This is a genomic window from Reyranella sp. (assembly GCF_044224635.1).
Classification (GTDB): domain Bacteria; phylum Pseudomonadota; class Alphaproteobacteria; order Reyranellales; family Reyranellaceae; genus Reyranella.
Map to the genome: position 1 here is coordinate 162,005 of NZ_JBGAKA010000007.1, position 22,341 is coordinate 184,345.

Sequence of the window (22,341 nt, forward strand, 5' to 3'; positions counted from 1 at the left end):
GGCTATGGTCCGGTCAAGGGGAGGAAGCGAGATGCTGGAAACACGGGAAGGCGGATGCCATTGCGGTCGGGTGCGGATTCGCGCTGAGGTCGACCTCGAGCTGATGTCCAACTGCAGCTGCACGGTCTGCACCAAGAAAGGCATGCTGCACCTCGGCACCGACCTCGCCACCTTCCAGCTGCTGCGCGGCAAGAGCGCGCTCAAGTCCTACACTTTTGGCACCGATGTCGCGCAGCATACGTTCTGCTCCCATTGCGGCATGCACCCTTTCTACATCCCGCGCTCACAACCGCACCGGGTCATCGTCAATGCGCGCTGCCTCGACGACATCGACGGGCCCAGCCTGAAGCCCACTCGCTTCTTCGACGGCCGCCACTGGGAGGACGCGCAGCGCCGCCGCATAGCCGACGCCGGCCACGCGCCACCGGCCGACGCGCACGGGGCGAAGACGCTGCAGGCGATTCTCGACAGGGCTCCGGAGTAGGCCGGCTTTCGCCCATCCACTTGCGCGAAGCGGGTACTCGAACGATGGGCGCCCTCTTGGTGAGAATGCACCGCTGGAGTGGCATGTTCCCCTGACGCGCCTTTCCGGCAAAGTTGGCGCCCATGATCGGCTCCCGCATATCGGGAATGATTATCATCCACGAGGTGAAGCCGCTTCGCAGACTGATCTTTGCTTTGACGAACCCAGACCCATGGGTTGATATGCGCCCACGGCTACAGAGCCAGTGGAGGCGATAGTGAGATTGGGACTGTTTCTTGCGGCATTGATCGGGCTGGCAGGTGCTTCTCACATCTCCAGCGCCGCCACCTCCATCTCGACAGACGCAACGTGGGCTGCCGTTGGCACCCTGGAGGATGGCATTTCGCCCTACTGCGGGGGCGGTACGATTCCCATGCCGGAATGGGTCGGGCGGGCTGACGGACAGGTCAACATAAAGGGGAACACGCTCACCTTTACAAGTACAAGCCCAATTCCGAACCATTCATTCACTGTCGACTTGAAGGCGTTGCAACCTGATGGTTCTGGAAGATTTGTCGGCAAAGACGGCAAGAAGCGAGAGTTCTACGTAACGCTCGCTCCGGGCAGCGGACCCCGCCCATTCTACCTGACCTATTCCTATAGCTCTTGCCGGCGTGTCTACACGCCCAAATCCTGACCGCCGCCGGCTGCAGTCTCCAAGCTGTATCACTACCCACTTGAGTCCCCTCCGCCGGGCAAGGCGAGAATATCCTCATTTCAGGCGAGGTAGATCAGCCTTCACGGAAGCGAGTGCCGGACTGGCCGCCCGCAGGGCTGCGCCCCCAGCCGTCCGCCCGACGATGCGAAGCGATTGACGACCGTCCCCCACGGCCTAGGATTTGCCTCCTGTCGCGCGCGCGTTTTCTGGAAGGGCGAATGATGGCCACTGGGCGAGCATCTCCTGATCTGGCATCTGCCGGGACGGCATCTCCGGCGTCGCCGCGGTATCGGCTGGGCTTCGATATCGGCGGCACCTTCACCGACTTCGTGCTGCTCGACGCGGCGACCGGCGGGATTTCGCTCCATAAGTGCCTGACGACGCCGAACGATCCGGCGGACGGGGCGCTCGAGGGCATTCGCAGCATCTGCTCGGCCGCGGGCATCTCGGTGGCCGATGTCGGCGAGCTGCTGCACGGCACGACGCTGGTCACCAATGCCCTGATCGAGAATCGCGGCGCGCGGCTCGGCTTGCTGACGACGCGCGGCTTCCGCGACGTCCTCGAGTTCGGCATCGAGCAGCGCTACGACATCTACGACCTGTTCCTGAGCTTCCCCGACGCGCTGGTGCCGCGCCATCGCCGCATCGAGATCACCGAGCGGCTGGCCTATGACGGCCGCGTCCTGCGGCCGCTCGACGAGGCGGCGGTGCTGGCCGAGGGCACACGCCTGGTGGCCGACGGCTGCTCGGCGATCGCCGTCTGCTTCCTGCACAGCTACGCCAATCCGACGCACGAGCAGGCAGCCGGCCGAATCCTGCGCCAGGCCTTTCCCAACGTCTCGGTCAGCCTGTCGTGCGAGGTGGCGCCGGAAATCCGCGAGTACGAGCGCCTGGCGACGACTTGCGCCAACGGCTTCGTGCAGCCGCTGATGGATCGTTACATCGGCCGCCTGCTGCGCGAGCTCGACTCGCTGGGCTTCGCCGGCACGCTGCGCTTGATGCAGTCCGACGGCGGGCTGTGCGCGCCCGAGGTCGCCCGCACCTTCCCGATCCGCCTGCTCGAGTCAGGCCCGGCCGGCGGGGCGCTCGCCACCGTGCTGTTTGCCCGCGAGGCCGGGCTGCCCGACGCCATCGCCTTCGACATGGGCGGCACGACCGCAAAATCGTGCCTGATCGAGAACGGCCGCGCCGCCGTCGTGCCGATGATGGAGACCGCGCGCGTGCGCCGTTTCAAGCGCGGCTCCGGCCTGCCGATCAAGGCGCCCGTCGTCGACATGATCGAGATCGGTGCAGGTGGCGGCTCGATCGCCGGCCTCGACGAGACTGGCCTGCTCAAGGTCGGGCCGCTCAGCGCCGGCGCCTCGCCCGGGCCCGCCTGCTACGGCCAGGGCGGCGAGGACGCCACGGTCACCGACGCCAACCTGCTGCTGGGCTACTACGACCCGGGCTTCTTCCTGGGCGGCAGCATGACGCTCGACAAGGCGGCCGCCGAGGCCGCGCTGGCACGGCTCGGCGACAAGCTCGGCCTGCCGGCGATCGAGACGGCGGCCGGGATTCACGCCGTCGTTTGTGAGGCAATGGCGAGCTCGGCTCGCGTCCATCTGATCGAGAAGGGCAGGGACCCGCGGCGTTATGCCATGGTGGCGTTCGGCGGCGCCGGCCCGGCGCATGCGGTGCGCGTCGCCCGCGTGCTCGGCATCGGCCAGGTGCTGATCCCGCCGGCCTCCGGCGCCGCCTCGGCGCTGGGCTTCCTGGTGGCGCCGCTCGCCTTCGAGCAGTCGCGCAGCGCGCTGACGGCGCTGAGCGACGGCACCGACTGGGCGCAGGCTAACGTCGATCTCGGCGAGCTCGAGGCGCAGGCGCGCAGCCGGCTGCATGCGGCCGGTGTCGCCGACGGCGTCATCAAGGCCGAGCGCTACGCCGAGATGCGGCTGGTCGGCCAGCTGCATCAGATCATGGTGCGGCTGCCTGACGGCGTGCTTTCGGGCGACAGCCTGCCCGACCTGCGCGCGGCGTTTGCCGAGACCTACCGCGTGCTCTACACGCGCGTAGTCGAGGATGCCGAGATCGAGGTGTTGTCCTTCCGCGTGCGTGCGAGCGCACCGGAGCCGCAGATTGCCCTCAGCGGCGCAGTCGCGGGCAGCGCCGCCGGGGCAGCGCTCAAGGGCCATCGGCCGGCCTTCTTCGACGGCAGGTTCCACGACACGCCGGTCTACGACCGCTATGCGCTGGCGCCCGGTCAGACGGTCGAAGGCCCGGCCATTGTCGAAGAGCGCGAGGCGACGACCGTGATCGCGCCGGGCGACAGGCTGAGGGTGGATGCGGCGCGCAACCTGCGCATCGACGTCGCGGCGGCCCAGGACGCGCAGGCGATCGTGACGCCCGGCATGTCGCTGGAGGCGGCGATGGCGCGGATCGAGGCCGATCCGATCGGGCTCGAGATCATGTGGTCGCGGCTGATCTCGATCGTCGAGGAGATGTGGCAGACGGTGTGCCGCACCGCCTACTCGCTGATCATCTCGGAGAGCCAGGATTTCGCCAACGAGATCCTCGACCCACAGGGCAACCCGCTGGCGCACAGCCCGCGCGCCATGCCGCTGTTCAACCTCACCCTGACGCGCTGCGTGCAGTCGCTCCTCGAGCACTTCCCGCCCGAGACGCTGCGTCAGGGCGACGTTCTGGTCACCAACGACCCGTGGCTCTGCGCCGGACATCTGTTCGACATCGCGCTGGTCAGTCCGGTGTTCCGCGAGGGCAGGCTGGTGGCGCTGATGGGCACCGTCGGGCACGTGAGCGACATCGGCGGCGTCAAGGATTCCAGCGTGGTGCGCGAGCTGTTCGACGAGGGCGTGCTGATCCCGCCGATGAAGCTCTACGAGGCCGGCAAGCCCGACCGGTCGATATTGCGCCTGCTGCACGCCAATGTGCGCAACCCCGACCAGGTGCTGGGCGACATCCAGTCGATGATCACGGCCAATGCGCTGGGCGGGCAGCGGCTGCTGGCCTTTATGGCCGAGTACGGGCTCGAGGATCTCACGGCCCTGGCCGCCGTCGTGCGGGCGCGCAGCGAGGCGGCGACCCGGGCGGCCATCCGCGCCGTGCCGGACGGCGTCTACGAGAGCGAGCTCGACGCGCGGCCCGGTGCCGTCGACCTGCTTCGCTTCAAGGTGCGCGTCCACAAGAAGGACGACACCATCCGCATCGAGCATGTCGATCCGCCGCCCGAGGTGCCGAAGGGCGGCGTCAACTGCACCATGAACGTCACCGCGGCGCATTCGAGCTACCCGGTGAAGTGCATGCTGACGCCGGGTGTGCGCGGCAATGCCGGATGCTACGCGCCGATCACGGTGACGGCGCCGCCGCATAGCTCGCTGAACTGCGATCCGCCGGCCGCCGTCGCCTACCGCACGCGCATCTCGTGGTGGCTTGGGCCCAACCTGTACCGTGCGCTGGCGCCGGCCATCCCGGACAAGGTCCAGGCCTTCACCGGCATGCCCAAAGCCTTCGGCTTCTACGGCCGCAACCTGCAGGGCCGCGTTGCCTCGGATCACTTCTTCATGGGCGGCGGGCAGGGCGCCTCGCAGCGTCAGGACGGCAAGTCCGGCCTGTTGTTCCCGACCTCCGCCGCGAATACGCCGGTCGAGCTGCTGGAAAGTCGCATGCCGGTCGTGATCCTGGAGAAGAGCCTGGTGCCCGACAGCGGCGGACCGGGACGGCGGCGCGGCGGCCTCGGCCAGCGCATGCGTGCACGCCGTCTGGTCGACGGCGAGCCGATCATGGTCGGCCTGTACCCCGAGGGCCACGGCATCCACGTGAAGGGCCTGTTCGGCGGCCTGCCGGGGGGCGGCGCGGTAGGCAGGGTCGAGCGTGCCGACGGCACGGTCCACGACGTGGCGACGGGCGAGACGGTGGCGATGACCGACGAGCGGCTGGTCATCGACGTCATGATCGCCGGCGGCTCGGGCTTCGACCCGCCGCACGAGCGCACCATCGAGGACATCGCGCGCGACCTCGAGAACGGCTACATCACGCCCGAAGGCGCGGCGCGCGACTATGGTTGCGTGATGACCGCCGATGGCCGTATCGACATCGAGGCGACCTTGCGCCAGCGCGAACTGACACCGGAGAGATTGTGACTACCAGTTTTCCTCCCCCGTCTTACGGGGGGCATTCGCATATGGGTCCGCCTCTCATTCTCCTCCCCGGCTCTGCTGGGGAGGTGCCCCGTCATACGGGGCGGAGGGGTCATGAGCCTCAGTCCCGCTGCTCATGACCCCTCCGTCCGCGATTACGCGGACACCTCCCCAGCGAAGCTGGGGAGGAGAATGATATGCGTCCAATGAATTCACGAATCTTCAAGCGGAGCGAAAAGACCATGACCACCACCCGTCGCGCTATCCTGCATGGCGCCGCCCTGTCGGCGCTGGCGCCGTCGATGAGCTGGGCCTTCGACAAGGAGGGCGATCGCAAGATCCTGGTGTTCTCCGGCAACCAGGCGGTGCCGGTCCTCGATCCGCATATGCGCTACGACTGGTCGACGCGCATGATCCAGCAGTCGGTCTATGACGGGCTCCTGAAGTACGTCGGCAACCCGCCGCGAATCATCCCGTGGCTGGCCGAGAAGTACGAGGCCTCGCCCGACGGCCTCACCTACACCTTCCACCTGGTCGGCAACGCCAAGTTCCACAACGGCGATCCGGTCGATGCCGAGGCGGTGCGCTACTCGTTCGAGCGCGGGCTGAAGCTCAATGCCGGCGTCGCCTGGATGCTGAAGGATTTCCTCAAGCCCGAGAAAATCACGGCGGTCGACGCCAGGACCGTGCGCTTCGTCCTTGACCGGCCATTCCAGCCGTTCATCAGCTACGTGCCGTGGTGGTACATCGTCAATCCGAAGCAGGTCCAGGCCAACCTCGTCGACGGCGACTACGGCAAGAAGTGGCTGACCGAGAACGAGGCGGGCTCGGGGCCTTTCAAGCTGAAGCGCTTCGACTCGAACGCCCTGATCCACATGGATGCCGTGCCCGACTACTGGAAGGGCTGGCCGATGGGCGACAAGAACCGGCTGGCCGGCGCGATCTACCGCATCGTGCGCGAGGCGGCGCCGCGGCGCGCCGGCCTGCAGCGCCGCGAGATGGACGTCATCACCAACATGTCGCCCGACGACATGCAGCAGCTCGCCAAGCTGCCCGGCGTGCGCAACGAGGATCATCCCGGCTCGACCACCTTCGGCATAAAGTTCAACTGCCAGAACGGGCCGACCGCCGACATCAACCTGCGCAAGGCGATCGCCTATGCGTTCGACTACGAGGCGCTGATCACCATTCACAATGGCGGTGCGACGTTGATGGACAGCCCGTTCCCGCCGACCATGGAGGGCTACATTTCCGTGCCCGGCATCCCGCGCAAGGACGTCGCCAAGGCCAAGGAGTTCCTCGCCAAGAGCAAGGTGCCGAGTGGCGGCCTCGAGCTCGAGTATGTCCACGTCCAGGGCCTTGAGGACGCGCGCCGCATCGGCCTGGTGCTGCTCGACAGCCTGCGCGCGCTCGACATCAAGCTGAACATCGTCGGCCAGCCGTGGCCGACCATGGTGGCGCGCGGCTCCAAGCCTGACACCGCAGCCAACATGACCTCGGTCTACGTCACGCCGATCGGTACCGACCCCGACACCGTGGCCTACCAGTATCATCGCGATTCGTGGGGCCTCTATTACGGCATGTCCCATTACGAGGACAAGGAAGCCTGGGCGATGATCGCCGAGGCGCGCGGCATGACCGACAAGCAGAAGCGCCTGGCGCTCTATGGCGAGATCCAGAAGCGCATCGTCGCCGACCAGCCCGAGATCTTCGGCATGATTCCGAACCGCACCTGGTCGATGCGCGACTACGTCAAGGGTTTCGAGTTCAGCCCCGTGCGCTTCACCGGCGAGGTCGATCTCTACCCGATGTGGATCGACGCCTGATGCTCGTCTACCTGCTGCGGCGCATTGCGCTGGCAGGGTTGATGCTGTTCGGCCTGGTTTGCCTCACCTTCGCGATTGCCAACGTGGCGCCGTCCGATCCCGCCGCGCTGGCGGCGGGACCGGATGCCGGCCGCGCCCAGATCGAGCAGGTGCGGCGCGACTACGGGCTCGACAAGCCGTTGCCCGAGCAGTTCGTGCGCTACGTCAGCGACCTCGCGCGCGGCGAGTTCGGCCGCAGCGTGGCGACCGGGCGATCGGTCGGCCGCGATCTCGCGCGCTACTTTCCCGCCACCCTCGAGCTCTGCCTGGTGGCGATGGCGATCGGTCTGGTCGCGGGAATCTCGCTCGGCATGCTGTCGGCGCTGTTCAAGGACAAATGGCTCGACCACGCCACGCGGATATTCGCCGTCTCGGGCATCGCCCTGCCGCCGTTCTGGTTCGGCCTGCTGCTGCAGCTGGGCTTCGCCGCCTGGCTGGGCTGGCTGCCGACCAGCGGCCGCATCGGCGTCTCGACCGACCCCGGCGATCCGATCACCGGGCTGCTGCTGGTCGATTCGCTGCTGCGCGGCAACGGCCCGCTGTTCGTGCAGTGCCTGTCCTATGTCCTGCTGCCGGCGCTGGTGCTGTCGCTGCCCTGCCTCGCCTCGATCTTGCGTGTCAACAGAAGCGAGATGGTGGAGGCGCTCCGCGCCGACTACATCACCGCGGCGCGCGCCCATGGCGTGTCGCCATGGCGGCTGGTGACGGTGCATGCGCTCAAGAACGCGATGCTGCCGACGCTCGCCATCATCGGCTTGCGCTGGGGCTGGATGATGAGCAGCACCGTGCTGGTCGAGACGGTGTTCGACTGGCCGGGGATCGGCCTCTATGCGGTGTCGTCGGCGATCGCCGGCGACTTCAAGCCGGTGATGGGCGTGACCCTGATCATCGGCCTCAACTTCATGCTGGTGAACCTGATCGTCGATCTCCTGTACGGCGTGCTCGATCCGCGCCTGAGGCACGCCTGATGGCGGTGTCGCGCGGCCTGCGGCTGGCGGCCTGGCAGCTTGGCCGGAGCTTCGCCTCGATGCTCGGGCTGGTGCTGGTGGCGCTGATCGTGCTGCTGGCGCTGATCGGCCCATGGATCGTGCCCTATCCCGACGACGTTGCGGGCGCGGTGCGGTTGTCGGGCAAGCTGCAACCGCCCAGCACCGCCCACTGGTTCGGCACCGACGAGGTCGGCAACGACGTGCTGACCCGCACCATCATCGGCGCCCGGCTGTCACTGCTGGTCGGCATCGGCATCACGTTCGCGGCGGCGGCGATCGGCGTGCCGCTCGGCATCCTGGCCGGCGCGGTGGGTGGCCGGGTGCGCGAGATCATCATGCGCCTCACCGACCTCTTTCTGTCAGTGCCCGGGCTGGTGCTGGCCATCGCCCTTGTCGCCGCCCTCGGCGCCGGCATCGTCAACGCGATGATCGCGCTGGTGCTGGTGTGGTGGCCGGGCTACGTGCGGCTCGCCGAATCGAAGGCCCTGTCGATCCGCGAGGAGGCCTTCATCGAGGCCGCGCGCGTCGCTGGCGCGCCAAGGCTGCGCATCCTGTGGCGCCACGTGCTGCCCAACAGCATCTCCCCGATCATCGTCAAGATGAGCATGGATATCGGCCAGGCCATCCTCGCCGTCGCCTCGCTGGGCTTCATCGGCCTCGGCGCCAAGCCGCCGACGCCGGAATGGGGCGCCATGATCTCGATCGCGCGCGGCTACCTGCCGGACTGGTGGTGGTACGCGATCTTTCCCGGCGCCTTCATCTATGCCTCGGTGCTGGGCTTCAACCTGCTGGGCGACGGGTTGCGCGACATCCTCGATCCGCGCAGCAACCGCGGATGAGCCTGCTCGAGATCCGCGACTATCGTCTGGCGTTCGACACGTTCGACGGCACCTTGCACGTGCTCGACGGCATCGACCTCAGGCTGGGCGCCGGCGAGACCTTGGGCATCGTCGGCGAGACCGGCTGCGGCAAGTCGGTGCTGGCGCGCAGCCTCCTGCGCCTGAACGAGTCGCCGCCGGCGCGCGTGGTGTCGGGCGCGATCCTGTTCGAGGGCGAGGACGTGCTGGCGCTGCCCGAGGCGGGCATGCGCCGGCTGCGCGGCCGGCGCATCGCCATGGTGTTCCAGGATCCGGCGAGCTACCTCAATCCGCTGCTCGCCATCGGCACCCAGATGGAGGATGCAATTCGCGGCCAGGAGGCGGCGCTGGGCGGCGCCGTGCGGCCGCGCCGCGCGATCCGCGCGCAGGCCGCCGAGCTGCTGGCCTCGGTCGGCCTGGCGGAGCCGCAACGCCTGCTGGCGAGCCATCCCCATCAGCTGTCGGGCGGGATGCGCCAGCGCGTGCTGATCGCCATGGCGCTGGCCGGCGGTCCGGCGCTGCTGGTGGCGGACGAGCCCACAACCGCGCTCGACGTCACGGTGCAGGCCCAGGTGCTGGCGCTGATTGCGGGCCTGGTGGCCGAGAAGGGGCTCGCCCTGATGCTGATCAGCCACGATCTGGGAGTCGTGACGGCAAGCTGCGCGCGGGTCGCCGTGATGTATGCCGGCACGGTGGTCGAGGAGGCGCCGACCGTCTCGCTGCTCGCCCATCCGCTGCATCCCTACGCGCGGGGCCTGATCGCCGCGGTGCCCGACCTCGACGACCCGGCGCACAAGCCGCGCGGCATCCCCGGCAGCATTCCCAACCTGCTGGCGCCGCCCGGCGGTTGCCGCTTCCATCCGCGCTGCGACAGGGCCAGCGAGATTTGCCGCAGCACCAAGCCGGTGCTGCGCGCGCTGGCGCCCGATCATCGCGTCGCCTGCCATCACGCCGAGACGTCATGAGCGTCCCCCTCGTGAGCGGGCCGTCATGACCGCACTCGTCGAGGCGATCGGGCTGGCCAAAACCTACGCGCTGCCGCGCACGGCGTTCCAGCCGCCGCGGCGGCTGACGGCGGTGGCGCATGTCGACTTGGCCTTGGCGGCCGGCGGCACGCTGGGCCTGGTCGGCGAAAGCGGCTGCGGCAAGTCCACCCTGGCGCGCCTGCTGCTGCGGCTGACGCCGCCCAGCGCCGGCCGAATCGTGTTCGACGGCCGGGACATCACCGGACTCGACGAGGCGGCGATGCGGCCGCTGCGCCGCCGCCTGCAGCTGGTGCATCAGAACCCGTCGGCGGCGCTCGATCCGCGGCTGACCGCGGCGGCCGCCATCGCCGAGCCGTTGATCATCCAGCGCCTGGTCCCGCGCAACGAGCTCAGCAACCGCGTCGAGCAGCTGCTCGCCGAGGTCGGTCTGGGCGGTGAATTCCTGCGCCGCTACCCGCACGAGCTGTCGGGTGGCCAGAAGCAGCGCGTCTGTATCGCCCGCGCGCTCGCCACTGAGCCGCAGCTGCTGGTGCTCGACGAGCCGACCAGCGCGCTCGATGTCAGTGTGCAGGCACAGACTCTCGACATGCTGACCGACTTGCGGCAGCGCCGCGGGCTCGCCTTCCTGTTCATCAGCCACAACCTCGCCGTAGTGCGGCAGGTGTGCGCCGAAGTGGCGGTGATGTATCTCGGCCGCATCATCGAGCAGGGCAGCGCCGAGCAGGTCTTCGGCGCGCCGCGGCATCCCTATACCCAGGCCCTGCTGGCGTCGGTGCCGCGGCTGGGCGGCGCGCTCGTGCCCGCTGCTGCGCCCAGCGAACCGCCCAACCCGGCCGCCATTCCGGCCGGCTGCCCGTTCCATCCGCGCTGCCGCCGCGCCGAGGAATCGTGTCGCGCCGGCGCGCCGCCGCCGCTCGTGCAGGGCCTTGCCTGTCCACCGGCTGCGGGATTAGTGGCTGAAAGGTACAGATGATCATGAGGGTCGCGCCCATCGAGGATTTCGTGATGACATGCGGGGCGATCGTTCCCGTCGATGAACTAATGGCCTTGGACATGCAGGCCCTCCTGGCCAACAAGGAGGAACAGGCAGGAGATCCCCCAAGCGGGTCTAGAGGGTGGCAATCAGGCGTCACCTGATGGGCCGGGTCGAATACCGGTAGTGGGAGTGGTGAGCATGGATATCGATCAGCTCCGGGGATGGGCGACCTTCATGGACAGGGCCATGATCGCGAGCCTTGCTGCCACCGTGCTGGCCGTCGGGTCGCTCGGGGCCACGACATGGCTGTCGTTCAGGTTCAACGGCGCCGTGCGTGACCACGAGCATGCCGCGGTCGATCGATTCAGGGACGTGGAAGGCCGCTCCGTGCAGCTCGAGAAGGATGTCGCGACCGCACGGGAGCGGGCCGCCACCCTCGAGCAGGAGGTTTCCACGGCGCGGGGACGGGCGAAGGCGCTAGAGCAGGAGATGACGGCGACGCGCGAGCGGGCAGCAACGCTCGAACAGGAAGCTTCCAAGGCCCGTGAACGCGCGACGGCGTTCGAGCAGGCGGCCCGCGAGGCCAACGATCGGTCGGCACGGATGGCTGCCCGCGAGGCCAACGAGCGATCGCCACAGGGGACCGCCGGCGAGAAGGCGCCGGCGCCGCAGCTCAATCCGGCGGCGATCCAGCAGCGCCTCGCCGATCTGGCGAAGCTTGTCAGGGACGCCACCGCGCGCGCGGTCGTCCCGAGCCAGGGGAAGGCGGCTGAGACGCCGCGCCCTGCCCAGCCGGAGGCCACATCTGAAAGCACCGCGGCGAGTCGGGATGGGCAGCCATCGTCATCGTCGCCCATCGTCGCGAGCTTGCGGAAGTATGCCGGGACCAACGCCGCCGTGTTTGTCCTCGATCGCGTCGCCGAAGCTCCGCCGGCAGCCGCGACGATCTCAACCTATCTCAGCGACGCCGGCTGGGCGTCGCAGACATGGACGTGGACCGGCGTGGCCGGAATTCTCGGTGTTGTCGTTCTCATCAGGGAAGGCAGCGACCCGGCAATCAACGAGGCCGCGTCCGCTCTCGTGGAGGCTCTGCGCTCGGCCGGGTTCAACGCAGCGAAGGGAGACTGGCCGGCGGACTGGCGCCGCTATCGCGGCGCGCTCGACGGTCCGCAGACGCCGGCGCCGACCGACGCTCCCATCCGCATCGTCATCGGGGCAAAGGCCACGTCAGCTCCCCGATAACTGACGGTCCCTCGCTCCGCTTGGGATTCGCTGGGAGCGCTCGAGAAAATCCATCACACGCGTCTTGGCCTTGCCTCGCGCCGCTGTCTCGACGGAGCCAAAGACCCCAGTGATCAGCTCTTCTTCTGCACCTGGATGATGGCTCTGCGGTGTGTGCCGTCACCGACCTTCTTGTCCTCGTCGTGCGCCTCGACCTTGAAGCGAAGCTTGCGGCCGTCGACCTCGAGGAGCTCTGCCTTGACCGTGACCTTCTGGCCCTTGGGGGTGGCGCCGAAATGCTTGACGTTGACCTCGAAGCCGACCGTCGTATGACCTTCGGGGAGTTGGGCCTGCACCGCCTGGATCGCCGCGCGTTCCATCAGGCCGATCATCGACGGAGTCGACAGCACGCCATCGCCTCCCATGTGCCTAACCACCAGCGCATCGTCGACCGTCGTCGTGATCTCTTTCGTGAGGCCTGGGGTCAGCGGTTCGCTCGCCATGTCGGATCTCCTCTCCTTCTCGAGAGGCGACCTAAGCAGAGTTTCACGGCCGCGCCAATGTTTGGCTGCGCGCAGAGTGAGCCCGTGTGTCGATGGAGAAGCCATCCCATTCTCCGCCCCGGCGACGCTGGGGTGGAGAATGATCATTTCAATTGGACGGACAACCCTTGCAAATGGGCGCCCAACCCTTGGGGCCGGGCGTGGGCGTGTTGCTGAGGGTTCCCTCAGAATAGATCCTGATACATCACCATGAGCTGGCCGCCCTGCACCAGCTCGCCGCCCAAATTGTAGTGCGCCTGCAAGTCGATCAGATAGGCATCCCGCGTGTCGTCACCCAGGATGTGGCTGACGTCGATCACACCGGAGCTTTCCTCGTCGCGTGTCAGGAAGAACTCGCTGCCCGGGACAGAAAAAGTCGATGGAGATCGATCGCTTCGCGGGTAGCGCCCCCATGACCCGCCTCTCCGGGCCTCCCCCCGATTCGCGGGCGGGAGACCGCGGGCAGCGGTCTCCCTGAAACCTCAGTCGCGCGGTTGGGCGACCACGCGGAGGTAAGGCTTCACGGTCTTCCAGCCGTTCGGGTACTTCGCGGCGGCCGCTTCGTTAGATACGGCGGGCGGAATGATGACGTCCTCACCCGGCCGCCAGTTCACGGGCGTCGCGACCGTGTGCTTGGCTGTCACCTGGCAGGAGTCGAGCAGGCGCAGCACCTCGTCGAAGTTGCGTCCGGTGGTCATCGGGTAGGTCAGCATCGCCTTGATCTTCTTGTCCGGTCCGATGACGAAGACCGAGCGCACGGTGGCGTTGTCGGCGGCGGTACGCCCCTCCGAGGTGGTGCCGACGCCCTCGGGCAGCATGTCGTAGGCCATCGCCACCTTGAGCTCGGTGTCGCCGATCATCGGATAGGTGACGGCGTGACCCTGGGTCTCCTCGATGTCCTTCGACCACTTGGCGTGATTGTCGACCGGATCGACGCTGAGGCCGATGATCTTGGTGTTGCGCTTGTCGAACTCGGGCTTGAGGCCGGCCATGTAGCCGAGCTCGGTGGTGCAGACCGGGGTGAAATCCTTGGGATGCGAGAACAGGATCGCCCAGCTGTCGCCGATCCACTTGTGGAAGTCGATCGTGCCCTGGGTGGTGTTGGCGGTGAAGTTGGGGGCTTCGGCGTTGATGCGCAGAGACATGGGAGGGCTCCTCGGATCGTCGCGCCTGCCCTGGCGCTGCCGGCGGCAGGGGGACAGGCACGTGTTGGGTCCTGGCAACCTGCACCCCTTCCGCCCAGGGGTCCTGAAAGCGGCCCGAAGAATTTCCAAAATAGTTCCGAAATCGCTAAGGTCTGCCGCGCGATGATCTTCGAGCTGGGCCCATTCCGGCTGGACACCGAGGATGACCTCCTGTTCCGCGGAAGCGAGCCGCTGGCGCTCGGCCGCCGGGCAATTGCCCTGTTGCGCGCCCTGGTGGAGCGGCCCGGCGCCCTGGTGACGAAGGATGCGCTGATCGATGCCGGGTGGCCCGGTCAGGTGGTCGAAGAGAGCAACCTGACGGTGCAGATCGCCGCCCTGCGCAAGGTCCTCGGTGAAAGTCCCGGCGGCGAGCGCTGGATCGAGACGATGCCGCGCCGCGGCTATCGCTTCACCGGCCCGGTTCTTGCCAGGAGTGCGACCGGCACGAGGCGGCCACCGATCGGGAGTCCGCGCCAGCCCGAGCCAGCTCCGCGTGCGGGTGCCGAGCGGCGTCAGATCACCGTGCTGTCCTGCGAGCTGATCGGACCGTCACGTCGCGCCTACGATAGGGACCTCGAGGACCTGCGTGAGGCGATCGGTGTCTTTCAACGGTGTGTCGGGGAAGCGGCGGATCGCTACGGCGGGTTCGTGACCGACCATCTCGGCAATTCAGTGCTTGTGCTGTTTGGCTATCCCGTGACGCGCGAATATGACGTCGAGCAGGCGGTTCGCGCGGGACTCTCCTTGTGTGCGACGGTCGGCGCTCAAGGAAATGGCACGCTCGCCGGCCTGCAATGCCGGGTGGGCATCGCCACCGGCATGGTGATCATCGGTGATCTCACCGCGGGCGGCACTGACGCGAGCCGCGAGATCGTCGGCGATGCTCCGAACCTCGCTATCCAGCTTCGCTTGTCGGCACAACCTGGGGTCGTGATAATCGACCCCGATTCGCGACGACTGATCGGAGGGCTGTTCGACTGTCGCGAACTCGGCACGATCGATACCGGGGGTGAACCCGCCCGCGTCTGGCGGGTGCTGGGCGAGAGCATGACGGTGAGCCGCTTCGAAGCGTTGCGCGGACCTGCGCTGATGCGGCTGGTGGGCCGCGAGGAGGAGACCAGGCTGCTGTTGCGCCTGTGGTCACGGTCCGCAGGTGGCGCGGGGCAGGTGGCGCTGGTCACCGGCGAAGCGGGCCTCGGCAAGTCGCGCCTCGTCGTGGCGCTGGAGGAGCGCCTCGACAGTGAGACGTATTTCAGTCTGCGTTATTTCTGCTCGCCGCATCATTGCGACAGTCCGCTGTTTCCCTTCGCCGACCAGCTTGGTCGAGCGGCCGGTTTCGGTCGTGACGACACGCCGGCGGCGCGGCTGGAGAAGCTGCGCGCTCTGCTGGCTCGCGCCGATCTCAGCGACGAGGATACGGTTTTCCTCGTCGACCTCTTGGGATTGCCCCTGCCGGAGGGCCAGTCACTGCCCAATGTCAGTCCGGCGCGCCGGAAAGCGAGGGTCCTGGAGGCGTTGTGCCGGCAGCTCGAGGGTCTCTCACGCCAACGGCCGGTGATGGTGATCTTCGAGGATGCTCATTGGATCGATGCGACCTCGCGCGAGCTGCTCGACATCGTTGTCGAGAGCGCCCGCAAGCTGAATGTTCTAGTGATCATCACCTATCGCCCCGAATTCCAGCCGGCATGGGCCGGTCAGCCCCAGGTGGCGACCTTGGCGCTGAGCCGCCTCGACAGGCGCGAACGCATCGCACTCGCCGTGGAGGTGGCCGGCAAGCCGCTGCCGGACGCCATCATCGAGCAGATCGCCAACCGCACGGACGGCGTGCCGCTGTTCGTCGAGGAACTGACCAAGAGCGTGCTCGAGAGCGGTCTCATGCGGTTGGAGACGGATCGCTATGTCATCGACAGGCCATTGCCCGCGCTCGCGATCCCGTCGAGCCTGTATGCCTCGCTGCTGGCGCGGCTCGACCGTCCGGATTCGGCGGGCGTGGTGGCCCAGATCGGCGCGGCGATCGGACGTGAGTTCTCGTATGAGCTGCTGCGCGCCGTCTGGGAACTTTCCGAGGATGAGCTGAAGCGCGCTCTCGCCCAGCTCGTCGCCTCCGAACTGGTATTCCAGCGCGGCATGCCGCCCACTGCAGTCTACAGCTTCAAGCACGCGCTGGTCCGCGATGCCGCCTATGGCAGCCTGCTGCGCGGTTCGCGGCGGCAGTGGCACGCGCGGATCGGACAGGCGCTCGAAGGTCAATCTCGGGGGCTGACGGAGACCCAGCCCGAAGTGCTGGCATGGCATTACACCGAGGCTGGCTTGGCGGAGAAGGCCGTCACCTTCTGGGCCAAGGCGGGGCGCCGCTCGGCCGCGCGCTCGGCGCTGGCCGAGGCGGAGGCTCAGTTCCAGAAGGCGCTCGACCAGGCGGCGCTGCTGCCGGAGAGCGCTGCAAGTCTGCGCCAGGAGCTGGAGATCCGCAGTGCTCAGGGCGCCGTGCTCAGGTTCCTGAAAGGGCAGGCGTCGCTCGAGACCCGTCAAGCCTATGCTCATATGCGCAAGCTGTGGGAACAACTCGGCTCGCCGGCGGAGTTGCGTCACGTAGCCTATGGCCTGTCGATGGCATACGCCTACGGTGGCGACCTCGCCGAGGCGCGGTATGTGGGCGAGGAATTGCTGCGGGTGAGCCGCGACCGCGACGACTCCGCCGGGCTCGTGTTGGGCCACAGCATCTGCGGCCAAAACTGTTTCATGTCGGGTGAGCTTCAGACGGCGCGGTTCCATCTGGAGCGGCTGCTCGCCCTCTATGATCCTGCCGTCCATGACACGCTGGTCCAGCAGGCAGGCTCTCACCCGCTGATGACTCAGTCGTTCTTGGGCTTCACGCTGTGCAGCCTGGGCTGGCCTGATCAGGCGCTCGCTCGCAGCGCATCGGCGATCGCCGATGCCCGGCGTCTGGCTCATCCGACGTCGCTCGCCGTGGGACTGGCTCTCGGGGCTCTGCAGGCGTCGCTCGTTGGCAACCACGCGATCATGGAGCAACGGGCGAATGAGCTGGCGACCGTGTCGGCCGAGCAGGGCCTGCCGTACTACGCGGCCTGGAGCGCCATCTTCCGGGGTCGCGCCACAGCCCTGAAGGGGGACGTTGAGGGAGGAATCGGGCTCATGCGTGAGAGCCTGGCGGCCTACCGCAAAACCGGGGCGGTCATCTGGCTGCCGACCTTCATCGATCTGCTGGCCATGGCCTGCGAGGCTGCCGGACAGTTCCAGGAGGCAGTGTCCCTGCTCGACGATGTGATTCCACTGGCTTCGCAGACAGGCGAGCGTTGGTACTCGGCAGAGCTCACCCGCCACAAGGGACAATTGCTGCTGCGCCGGGGTGATCCCGAGGGCGCCGCCAAGCTTTATCGCGAGGCCCTCAGCATCGCACGAAAAATGGACGCCAGGTTCTGGGAGCTGCGCGCCGCCACCAGCCTGGCGCGACTCCACTGCGAGCAGGGCCGTCCGACGGACGCACGCGACCTGCTTGCGCCAATCTACGAGCGGTTCACCGAAGGCTTCGGTCTGTCCGATCTTGTCGAGGCGAAGGTGTTGCTTGCCAGCCTGCAGGCGATCCCTGGGCGGGGTGACCGTTTCACGGCTCAGCCGACCCGAGCCGACAGGCCTGCGCTCGCGCCCACGGAGGCCGCCGATGGACCGTCGATCGCGGTTCTGCCCTTCCAGAACATGAGCGGTGATCCGGAACAGGAATACTTCGTCGACGGCATGGTGGAGGAGATCACCACTGCGCTTACGCGCATCCGCTGGCTGTCTGTCGCCGCGCGCAATTCAAGCTTCGTCTACAAAGGGCCATCCGTCGATGTGCAGCGAGTCGGCCGCGAGCTTGGCGTACGGTACGTGCTGGAGGGCTCGATCCGCAAAGCCGGCGATCGCGTGCGCATCACGGCGCAGCTCGTCGACGCGGCCACCGGCGCGCATCTTTGGGCCGATCGCTTCGACGGGTCGCTCGACGACGTCTTCGAGCTGCAGGACAAAGTGGCATCGAACGTCGCTGGGGTCATCGAACCTGCCTTGCAAACCGCCGAGATGGCCCGTTCCGCGAACCGCCCGACCGCCGATCTGACTGCCTATGATCTCTATATGCGCGCCTATGCGCTGGTCTGGTCGTCGTCATGGCAAATCCCCGAGGCGCTCCGCCTGATGGAGCAGGCGATCGAGCGCGATCCCCACTATGGGCCGGCGCTCGCCTGGGCGGCGGGGTGCGTCCAGCGGCTGATCCACGACCAACGCAGTGAGGACCCGGTCGCCGACGCGCGCAAGGGCGTCGCGTATGCCCGGCGAGCTCTGGAAGTGGCGGGTGACGACCCGGTCATCATCACCAACGCTGCCATGGCCTTGGCCGCACTCGGGGAAGATATCGATGCGATGGCGGCCCTGGTCGACCGTGCCCTTGCGCTCAACCCGAATTTTGCCCGCGGTTGGCACGTCAGCGCAGTTGTGAGGAACTGGGCGGGTCAATCAGACATCGCGATCGCGCATGCGGAAACAGCCCTTCGCCTCAGCCCTCGCGCCCGTGTCGGATTGTCGTCGTTCACCATCGGTGCCGCGCACTTCTTCCAGCGGCGCTTCGCTGAGGCCGAGACGAAGCTTCGGCTGGCGATCCAGCAGGATGAAGGCCTTCCGGCACCCTACCAGTTTTTGGCGGCGTGCTATGCTCACATGGGAAGGATGGACGACGCCAGGGAGATCGTCCGGCGCCTTCGCGGTATCTGCGACTTCGCGATCCCGGACGGCGCCATTTGGCGCGACCCCGCCCAGCGCGCGCTTTACCTGTCGGGCCTTCGGATGGCCGCAGGCGAGACCGTCACGGAAACGCCGGATGAAGTGGAGATTTCCGCCCCGCATGGCGCCGCCGTTGCGGCCGCTTCCGGCCTGGAGCTTCCGGAGAAGCCGTCGCTGGCGGTCCTGCCATTTCTGAACCTGTCGGGCGACCCTGAGCAGGAATATCTCGCCGACGGCATGGTCGAAGACATCACGACCGAACTGTCGCGGTTCCGCAAGCTGTTCGTGATCGCTCGTACCAGCGCGTTCGCCTACAAGGGCACAGCCTTGGGAGCGCGTCAGATCGGGCGCGAGTTGGGCGTTCGCTACCTGCTCGAGGGTTCAGTCCGGCGGCGCACCAACGACGTTCGCGTGACCGCGCAGTTGATCGACGCGATCTCAGGCGCCCATTTGTGGGCCGAGCGCTACGATCGGGCGGCCAGCGACATCTTCACGATGCAGGACGAGATAACTGCCAGCGTCGCGGCGGTGATCGAACCGACCCTGGCCCAGGCCGAGCGTCGGCGCGTGCTGCGCAAGTCGCCCGATCGGCTCGATGCCTGGGAGGCCTACCAGCGCGGCCTGTGGCATTTCCACAAGTACGGCGCCGAGGACAACAGGACCGCGCAAACCTTCTTCCGACAGGCCATCGCGCTCGATCCGAAATTTGCGCCGGGGCACTACGGCTATGCGCTCGCCCTGTACTGGGATTCGTGGCTCTACTCGACGTGCCCGTTCGATGGCCTGGAGAGGCGCGAGCACGCGGAAGCGCGTCTGGCCGTGTCGCTCGACGACAAGGATGCAACGGCGCGCGCCGTGCTCGCGACCATGATGTGCGTGGCCGGCGACTGGAAAGAAAGCGTCGCCGAGGGGCGTGCCGCATTGGCCCTCAACGCCAACAGCGCCTTCGTCACGAGCACGCTCGGCCTGGTGCTGGGCCGCGCCGGCCATCACGAGGAGGGAATTCGCCAACTGCGGCAGGCGATGCGCGTCAGCCCGCACGATCCGCTGACCTGGCAGTGGCTGAACGGCATCGCCGACTTCCAGCTCTTCTCAGGAGCATATGAGGCAGCGCTGGAGAGCTATCGCCAGGTGGTGCAGCGGCGACCGCAATTCTTCTCGCCGCATCTGTACGCCGCTGCTGCCTTGGCCTATCTCGGGCGGGCGGGCGAAGCCCGTGCCGCGTTGAAAAGCGCCGAGTCACAGTTCCCCGAGCAGATCGCTCGCCGGCGACACCGGCCGCCCTGGGCGCGTCCGGAAGACTGGAAGATCAAGACGGAAGGCCTTCGACTTGCCGCCGAGGGAGGCGAGTGAGCGTGTCAGTGCTGGGAGCGCGCCACTCCTGTGGCGCTCTTCTGGTCGATCACGCATCCTATGAGCCCACAGGAGTGGCGCGCTCCTAGCGAAGAGTCATGGCCCCGCCCGTTTGACAAGGCACTTCGCGTCGCGGGCCACGCAAGAGCACCTGTCAAGAAGGCCTTGACGCTGACCGATGCGCGGAATGCCGCGCCGCGATGATCGCTTCGTTGCCGGCCTCCGGATTTGGAATGATACTTGCGCAGGGAAGGTGTCGCGTGAGGAGGGGTAATGAGCAGTAGAGAAGCATCGGGTAGTCGTCGCGGCATTCGGCGGCGGAGCATACTTCAGGCGGGCGCGGCCATGGCCCTGTCGGCGGGCTCGTCGCGTGTGGCCTACGCCCAGGACGGCTATCCAGACAAACCGGTGAAGGTCACGGTGTCGTACGGACCGGGCGGCGCGATCGACGTGGTGGCTCGCATTCTTGCGGAGCACATGACGAACACGCTCGGCAAGTCGGTGCTGGTCGACAACAAGCCGGGTGCCGGCTCGACCATCGCCGCCGACCAGATCGCCCGCTCTGTGCCGGATGGTTACAGCCTGCTGGTGACCGGCATGGCGCATTCGGTCATCGCCGAGCTGTTTCCGCACGTGACCTTCGATCCCGTCCGCTCCTTCCAGCCGATCAGCCATCTCGGCGTCATGCCGTTCGTGCTCGCGGTGCATCCCTCGGTGCCGGCCACCGACTTCGCGAGCTTCATCGCCTACATGAAGGCCAATCCGAAAGCGATCAACTGCGGGTCCGCAGGCGCCGGCAGCTCGGCCGATCTCGGCCAGATGTTGCTCGCCCAGCGGACCGGCATCGAGTTCGTGCGCGTGCCGTACCGCTCCACGCCGGCCGCGATGAACGATCTCGTCGCCGGCCGCGTCGGCTTCATGATGGACTCGCAGAACGTGCTGGTTCCGCACGTCAAGAGCGGTGCGTTGCGCGCGTTCGCTGTCTCGTCACTCGACCGCTCGCGTCTGGTTCCGGACGTGCCGACGCTGGACGAGCTCGGCCTGAAAGGCTTCGAGGCCGGCAGCTGGCAGGCCATGCTGGCCCCGGCGCACACGCCGCGCCCGGTTGTCGATCGCCTCGTGAAGGCGATCGAGGCGGCGCTCGCCGATCCCGCCATCCAAAGCCGCTATACCGAGCTCGGCTATCAGATGCCGCGCAAGGTCGGGCCGGAGGCGTTGGCCGAGTTCCTTGCCGTCGAATCGGCAAAGTGGGGACCGCTTGCCAAAGCCACCGGCACCGGCGGTTGATGGATGGAGAGTGACGTGACCAAGCTCAGCCAGGCAGAGATCGACGCCTTCCACCGTGACGGCTACTATGCGCCTGTCGATGTCTTCGGCGTCGACGAAGCCCGGCGCTGGCGGGCCGACCTCGAGGCGTTCGAACGCACGTTGCCGCCCGGACCGGTGTCGGCGGGCAACCGGCGCAAGCTGCATGTCCGCTGCCCCTGGGCGCGCGATCTGGTGGAGGATCCGCGCCTGCTCGACGTCATGGAGTCGCTGCTCGGTCCGGACATCCTGGTGTTCACCAGCACGTTCTTCATCAAGGAGCCGAACACCGACGCCATCACGGCCTGGCACCAGGACGCGACCTATTTCGGCTTGAGCCCCTATGAGCATGTCACTGCCTGGGTCGCCTTGTCAGAGGCCTCGATCGAAGCGGGCTGCATGGAGTTCATTCCCGGCAGCCATCGCTGGGGCCAGCTGGCGCATGGGCGTGAGACCTTGCCGGGCGCCATCAATGCCGGCGCGCGCTCGATCAGCCAGCCGATCGACACCTCGACGGCCATCTTTGCGCCGATCGGGACAGGCCAGGTTTCACTGCATCATACGCTGATCGCACACAACTCGCCGCCCAACCGCAGCAACGACCGCCGCATCGGCTTCGGCATCAGCTACATTCCGGCCCATCTTCGCCACGGTGGCAGCCGGCGCATGTCGGCGACCCTGGTGCGCGGCGTCGATCGCCACGGCCATTTCGATCTCGAGGACGATCCCCGCACATTGAGCGCGGCCGCACAGGCCGAAGCGCACGAGCGCGCCTACGCGACCTACCGCGAATGCCATGCCGAGCAGCAGGCGCGCTACGGCGTCCTTGGCTAAGGACCTCTACTCCTCCCCCGTAATCGGGCAGGGCATTCGCATCTGGCAAAAAATCCGTCATCCCGGGCGAAGTCGCCCGAAGGGTGGCGCAGTCGAGGGACCTTTCTTCCTCTGCTGGAACAAGAAAGGTCCCTCCACTACGCCT

Annotated in this window: 15 protein-coding genes; 12 read left to right on the plus strand and 3 right to left on the minus strand. The window is 67.3% G+C overall.

Annotated features, from left to right (window positions below):
• Positions 1-31 precede the first annotated feature (31 nt).
• From ACILR9_RS09310 to ACILR9_RS09350, 9 genes are all read left to right on the plus strand, one after another.
• A complete protein-coding gene (locus ACILR9_RS09310; RefSeq protein ID WP_395709631.1) occupies positions 32-484 on the plus strand; it encodes a GFA family protein in 453 nt (150 codons plus the stop codon).
• A 256-nt stretch (positions 485-740) separates the two neighbouring features.
• Positions 741-1,160, plus strand: a complete 420-nt coding sequence (locus ACILR9_RS09315) for a hypothetical protein (protein WP_395709632.1) — start codon at positions 741-743, stop codon at positions 1,158-1,160.
• Positions 1,161-1,402: 242 nt separating this feature from the next.
• On the plus strand, positions 1,403-5,317 hold the full coding sequence (locus ACILR9_RS09320; protein ID WP_395709633.1) for a hydantoinase B/oxoprolinase family protein: 3,915 nt from the start codon (positions 1,403-1,405) through the stop codon (positions 5,315-5,317).
• Positions 5,318-5,556: 239 nt separating this feature from the next.
• The gene (locus ACILR9_RS09325) at positions 5,557-7,140 is read left to right on the plus strand and encodes an ABC transporter substrate-binding protein (RefSeq protein ID WP_395709634.1); all 1,584 of its coding nucleotides are present in this window, start codon (positions 5,557-5,559) and stop codon (positions 7,138-7,140) included.
• Complete coding sequence (locus ACILR9_RS09330; protein ID WP_395709635.1) at positions 7,140-8,147, plus strand: ABC transporter permease; 1,008 nt, start codon at positions 7,140-7,142, stop codon at positions 8,145-8,147. The genes ACILR9_RS09325 and ACILR9_RS09330 overlap by 1 nt, the downstream gene beginning before the upstream one ends.
• Positions 8,147-9,007, plus strand: coding sequence for an ABC transporter permease (locus ACILR9_RS09335; RefSeq protein ID WP_395709636.1), 861 nt, complete (start codon positions 8,147-8,149; stop codon positions 9,005-9,007). The genes ACILR9_RS09330 and ACILR9_RS09335 overlap by 1 nt, the downstream gene beginning before the upstream one ends.
• On the plus strand, positions 9,004-9,990 hold the full coding sequence (locus tag ACILR9_RS09340) for an ABC transporter ATP-binding protein (protein WP_395709637.1): 987 nt from the start codon (positions 9,004-9,006) through the stop codon (positions 9,988-9,990). Before ACILR9_RS09335 ends, ACILR9_RS09340 begins: the two co-directional genes overlap by 4 nt.
• A gap of 25 nt (positions 9,991-10,015) precedes the next feature.
• Positions 10,016-10,984 carry an oligopeptide/dipeptide ABC transporter ATP-binding protein gene (locus ACILR9_RS09345; RefSeq protein ID WP_395709638.1) on the plus strand — a complete coding sequence of 323 codons (969 nt, stop codon included), beginning with the start codon at positions 10,016-10,018 and terminating at the stop codon, positions 10,982-10,984.
• 201 nt (positions 10,985-11,185) lie between these two features.
• Positions 11,186-12,229, plus strand: a complete 1,044-nt coding sequence (locus tag ACILR9_RS09350; RefSeq protein WP_395709639.1) for a hypothetical protein — start codon at positions 11,186-11,188, stop codon at positions 12,227-12,229.
• Between the two features lie 113 nt (positions 12,230-12,342).
• Here ACILR9_RS09350 and ACILR9_RS09355 read toward each other — a convergent pair whose 3' ends face one another.
• From ACILR9_RS09355 to ACILR9_RS09365, 3 genes are all read right to left on the minus strand, one after another.
• Complete coding sequence (locus ACILR9_RS09355; protein WP_395709640.1) at positions 12,343-12,711, minus strand: thioesterase family protein; 369 nt, start codon at positions 12,709-12,711, stop codon at positions 12,343-12,345.
• A gap of 224 nt (positions 12,712-12,935) precedes the next feature.
• Positions 12,936-13,070: a hypothetical protein gene (locus ACILR9_RS09360; protein WP_395709641.1), complete on the minus strand. Its 135-nt coding sequence runs from the start codon at positions 13,068-13,070 to the stop codon at positions 12,936-12,938.
• Between the two features lie 162 nt (positions 13,071-13,232).
• Positions 13,233-13,895, minus strand: coding sequence for a peroxiredoxin (locus ACILR9_RS09365; RefSeq protein WP_395709642.1), 663 nt, complete (start codon positions 13,893-13,895; stop codon positions 13,233-13,235).
• A gap of 162 nt (positions 13,896-14,057) precedes the next feature.
• Between ACILR9_RS09365 and ACILR9_RS09370 the strand changes: the two genes are divergently transcribed.
• From ACILR9_RS09370 to ACILR9_RS09380, 3 genes are all read left to right on the plus strand, one after another.
• Positions 14,058-20,057 carry a tetratricopeptide repeat protein gene (locus tag ACILR9_RS09370; RefSeq protein ID WP_395709643.1) on the plus strand — a complete coding sequence of 2,000 codons (6,000 nt, stop codon included), beginning with the start codon at positions 14,058-14,060 and terminating at the stop codon, positions 20,055-20,057.
• A gap of 345 nt (positions 20,058-20,402) precedes the next feature.
• A complete protein-coding gene (locus tag ACILR9_RS09375; RefSeq protein ID WP_395709644.1) occupies positions 20,403-21,344 on the plus strand; it encodes a Bug family tripartite tricarboxylate transporter substrate binding protein in 942 nt (313 codons plus the stop codon).
• Between the two features lie 15 nt (positions 21,345-21,359).
• Positions 21,360-22,196: a phytanoyl-CoA dioxygenase family protein gene (locus tag ACILR9_RS09380; RefSeq protein WP_395709645.1), complete on the plus strand. Its 837-nt coding sequence runs from the start codon at positions 21,360-21,362 to the stop codon at positions 22,194-22,196.
• Positions 22,197-22,341 lie beyond the last annotated feature (145 nt).

What these genes read in the sequence shown, in the direction of transcription:
- ACILR9_RS09330 (WP_395709635.1), top strand. Translation starts at nt 7,140, where the DNA reads ATGCTCGTCTACCTGCTGCGGCGCATTGCGCTGGCAGGGTTGATGCTG.
- ACILR9_RS09370 (WP_395709643.1), top strand. Translation starts at nt 14,058, where the DNA reads ATGATCTTCGAGCTGGGCCCATTCCGGCTGGACACCGAGGATGACCTC.
- ACILR9_RS09335 (WP_395709636.1), top strand. Translation starts at nt 8,147, where the DNA reads ATGGCGGTGTCGCGCGGCCTGCGGCTGGCGGCCTGGCAGCTTGGCCGG.
- ACILR9_RS09355 (WP_395709640.1), bottom strand. Translation starts at nt 12,711, where the DNA reads ATGGCGAGCGAACCGCTGACCCCAGGCCTCACGAAAGAGATCACGACG.
- ACILR9_RS09365 (WP_395709642.1), bottom strand. Translation starts at nt 13,895, where the DNA reads ATGTCTCTGCGCATCAACGCCGAAGCCCCCAACTTCACCGCCAACACC.
- ACILR9_RS09320 (WP_395709633.1), top strand. Translation starts at nt 1,403, where the DNA reads ATGGCCACTGGGCGAGCATCTCCTGATCTGGCATCTGCCGGGACGGCA.
- ACILR9_RS09345 (WP_395709638.1), top strand. Translation starts at nt 10,016, where the DNA reads ATGACCGCACTCGTCGAGGCGATCGGGCTGGCCAAAACCTACGCGCTG.
- ACILR9_RS09350 (WP_395709639.1), top strand. Translation starts at nt 11,186, where the DNA reads ATGGATATCGATCAGCTCCGGGGATGGGCGACCTTCATGGACAGGGCC.
- ACILR9_RS09375 (WP_395709644.1), top strand. Translation starts at nt 20,403, where the DNA reads ATGGCCCTGTCGGCGGGCTCGTCGCGTGTGGCCTACGCCCAGGACGGC.
- ACILR9_RS09310 (WP_395709631.1), top strand. Translation starts at nt 32, where the DNA reads ATGCTGGAAACACGGGAAGGCGGATGCCATTGCGGTCGGGTGCGGATT.
- ACILR9_RS09340 (WP_395709637.1), top strand. Translation starts at nt 9,004, where the DNA reads ATGAGCCTGCTCGAGATCCGCGACTATCGTCTGGCGTTCGACACGTTC.
- ACILR9_RS09325 (WP_395709634.1), top strand. Translation starts at nt 5,557, where the DNA reads ATGACCACCACCCGTCGCGCTATCCTGCATGGCGCCGCCCTGTCGGCG.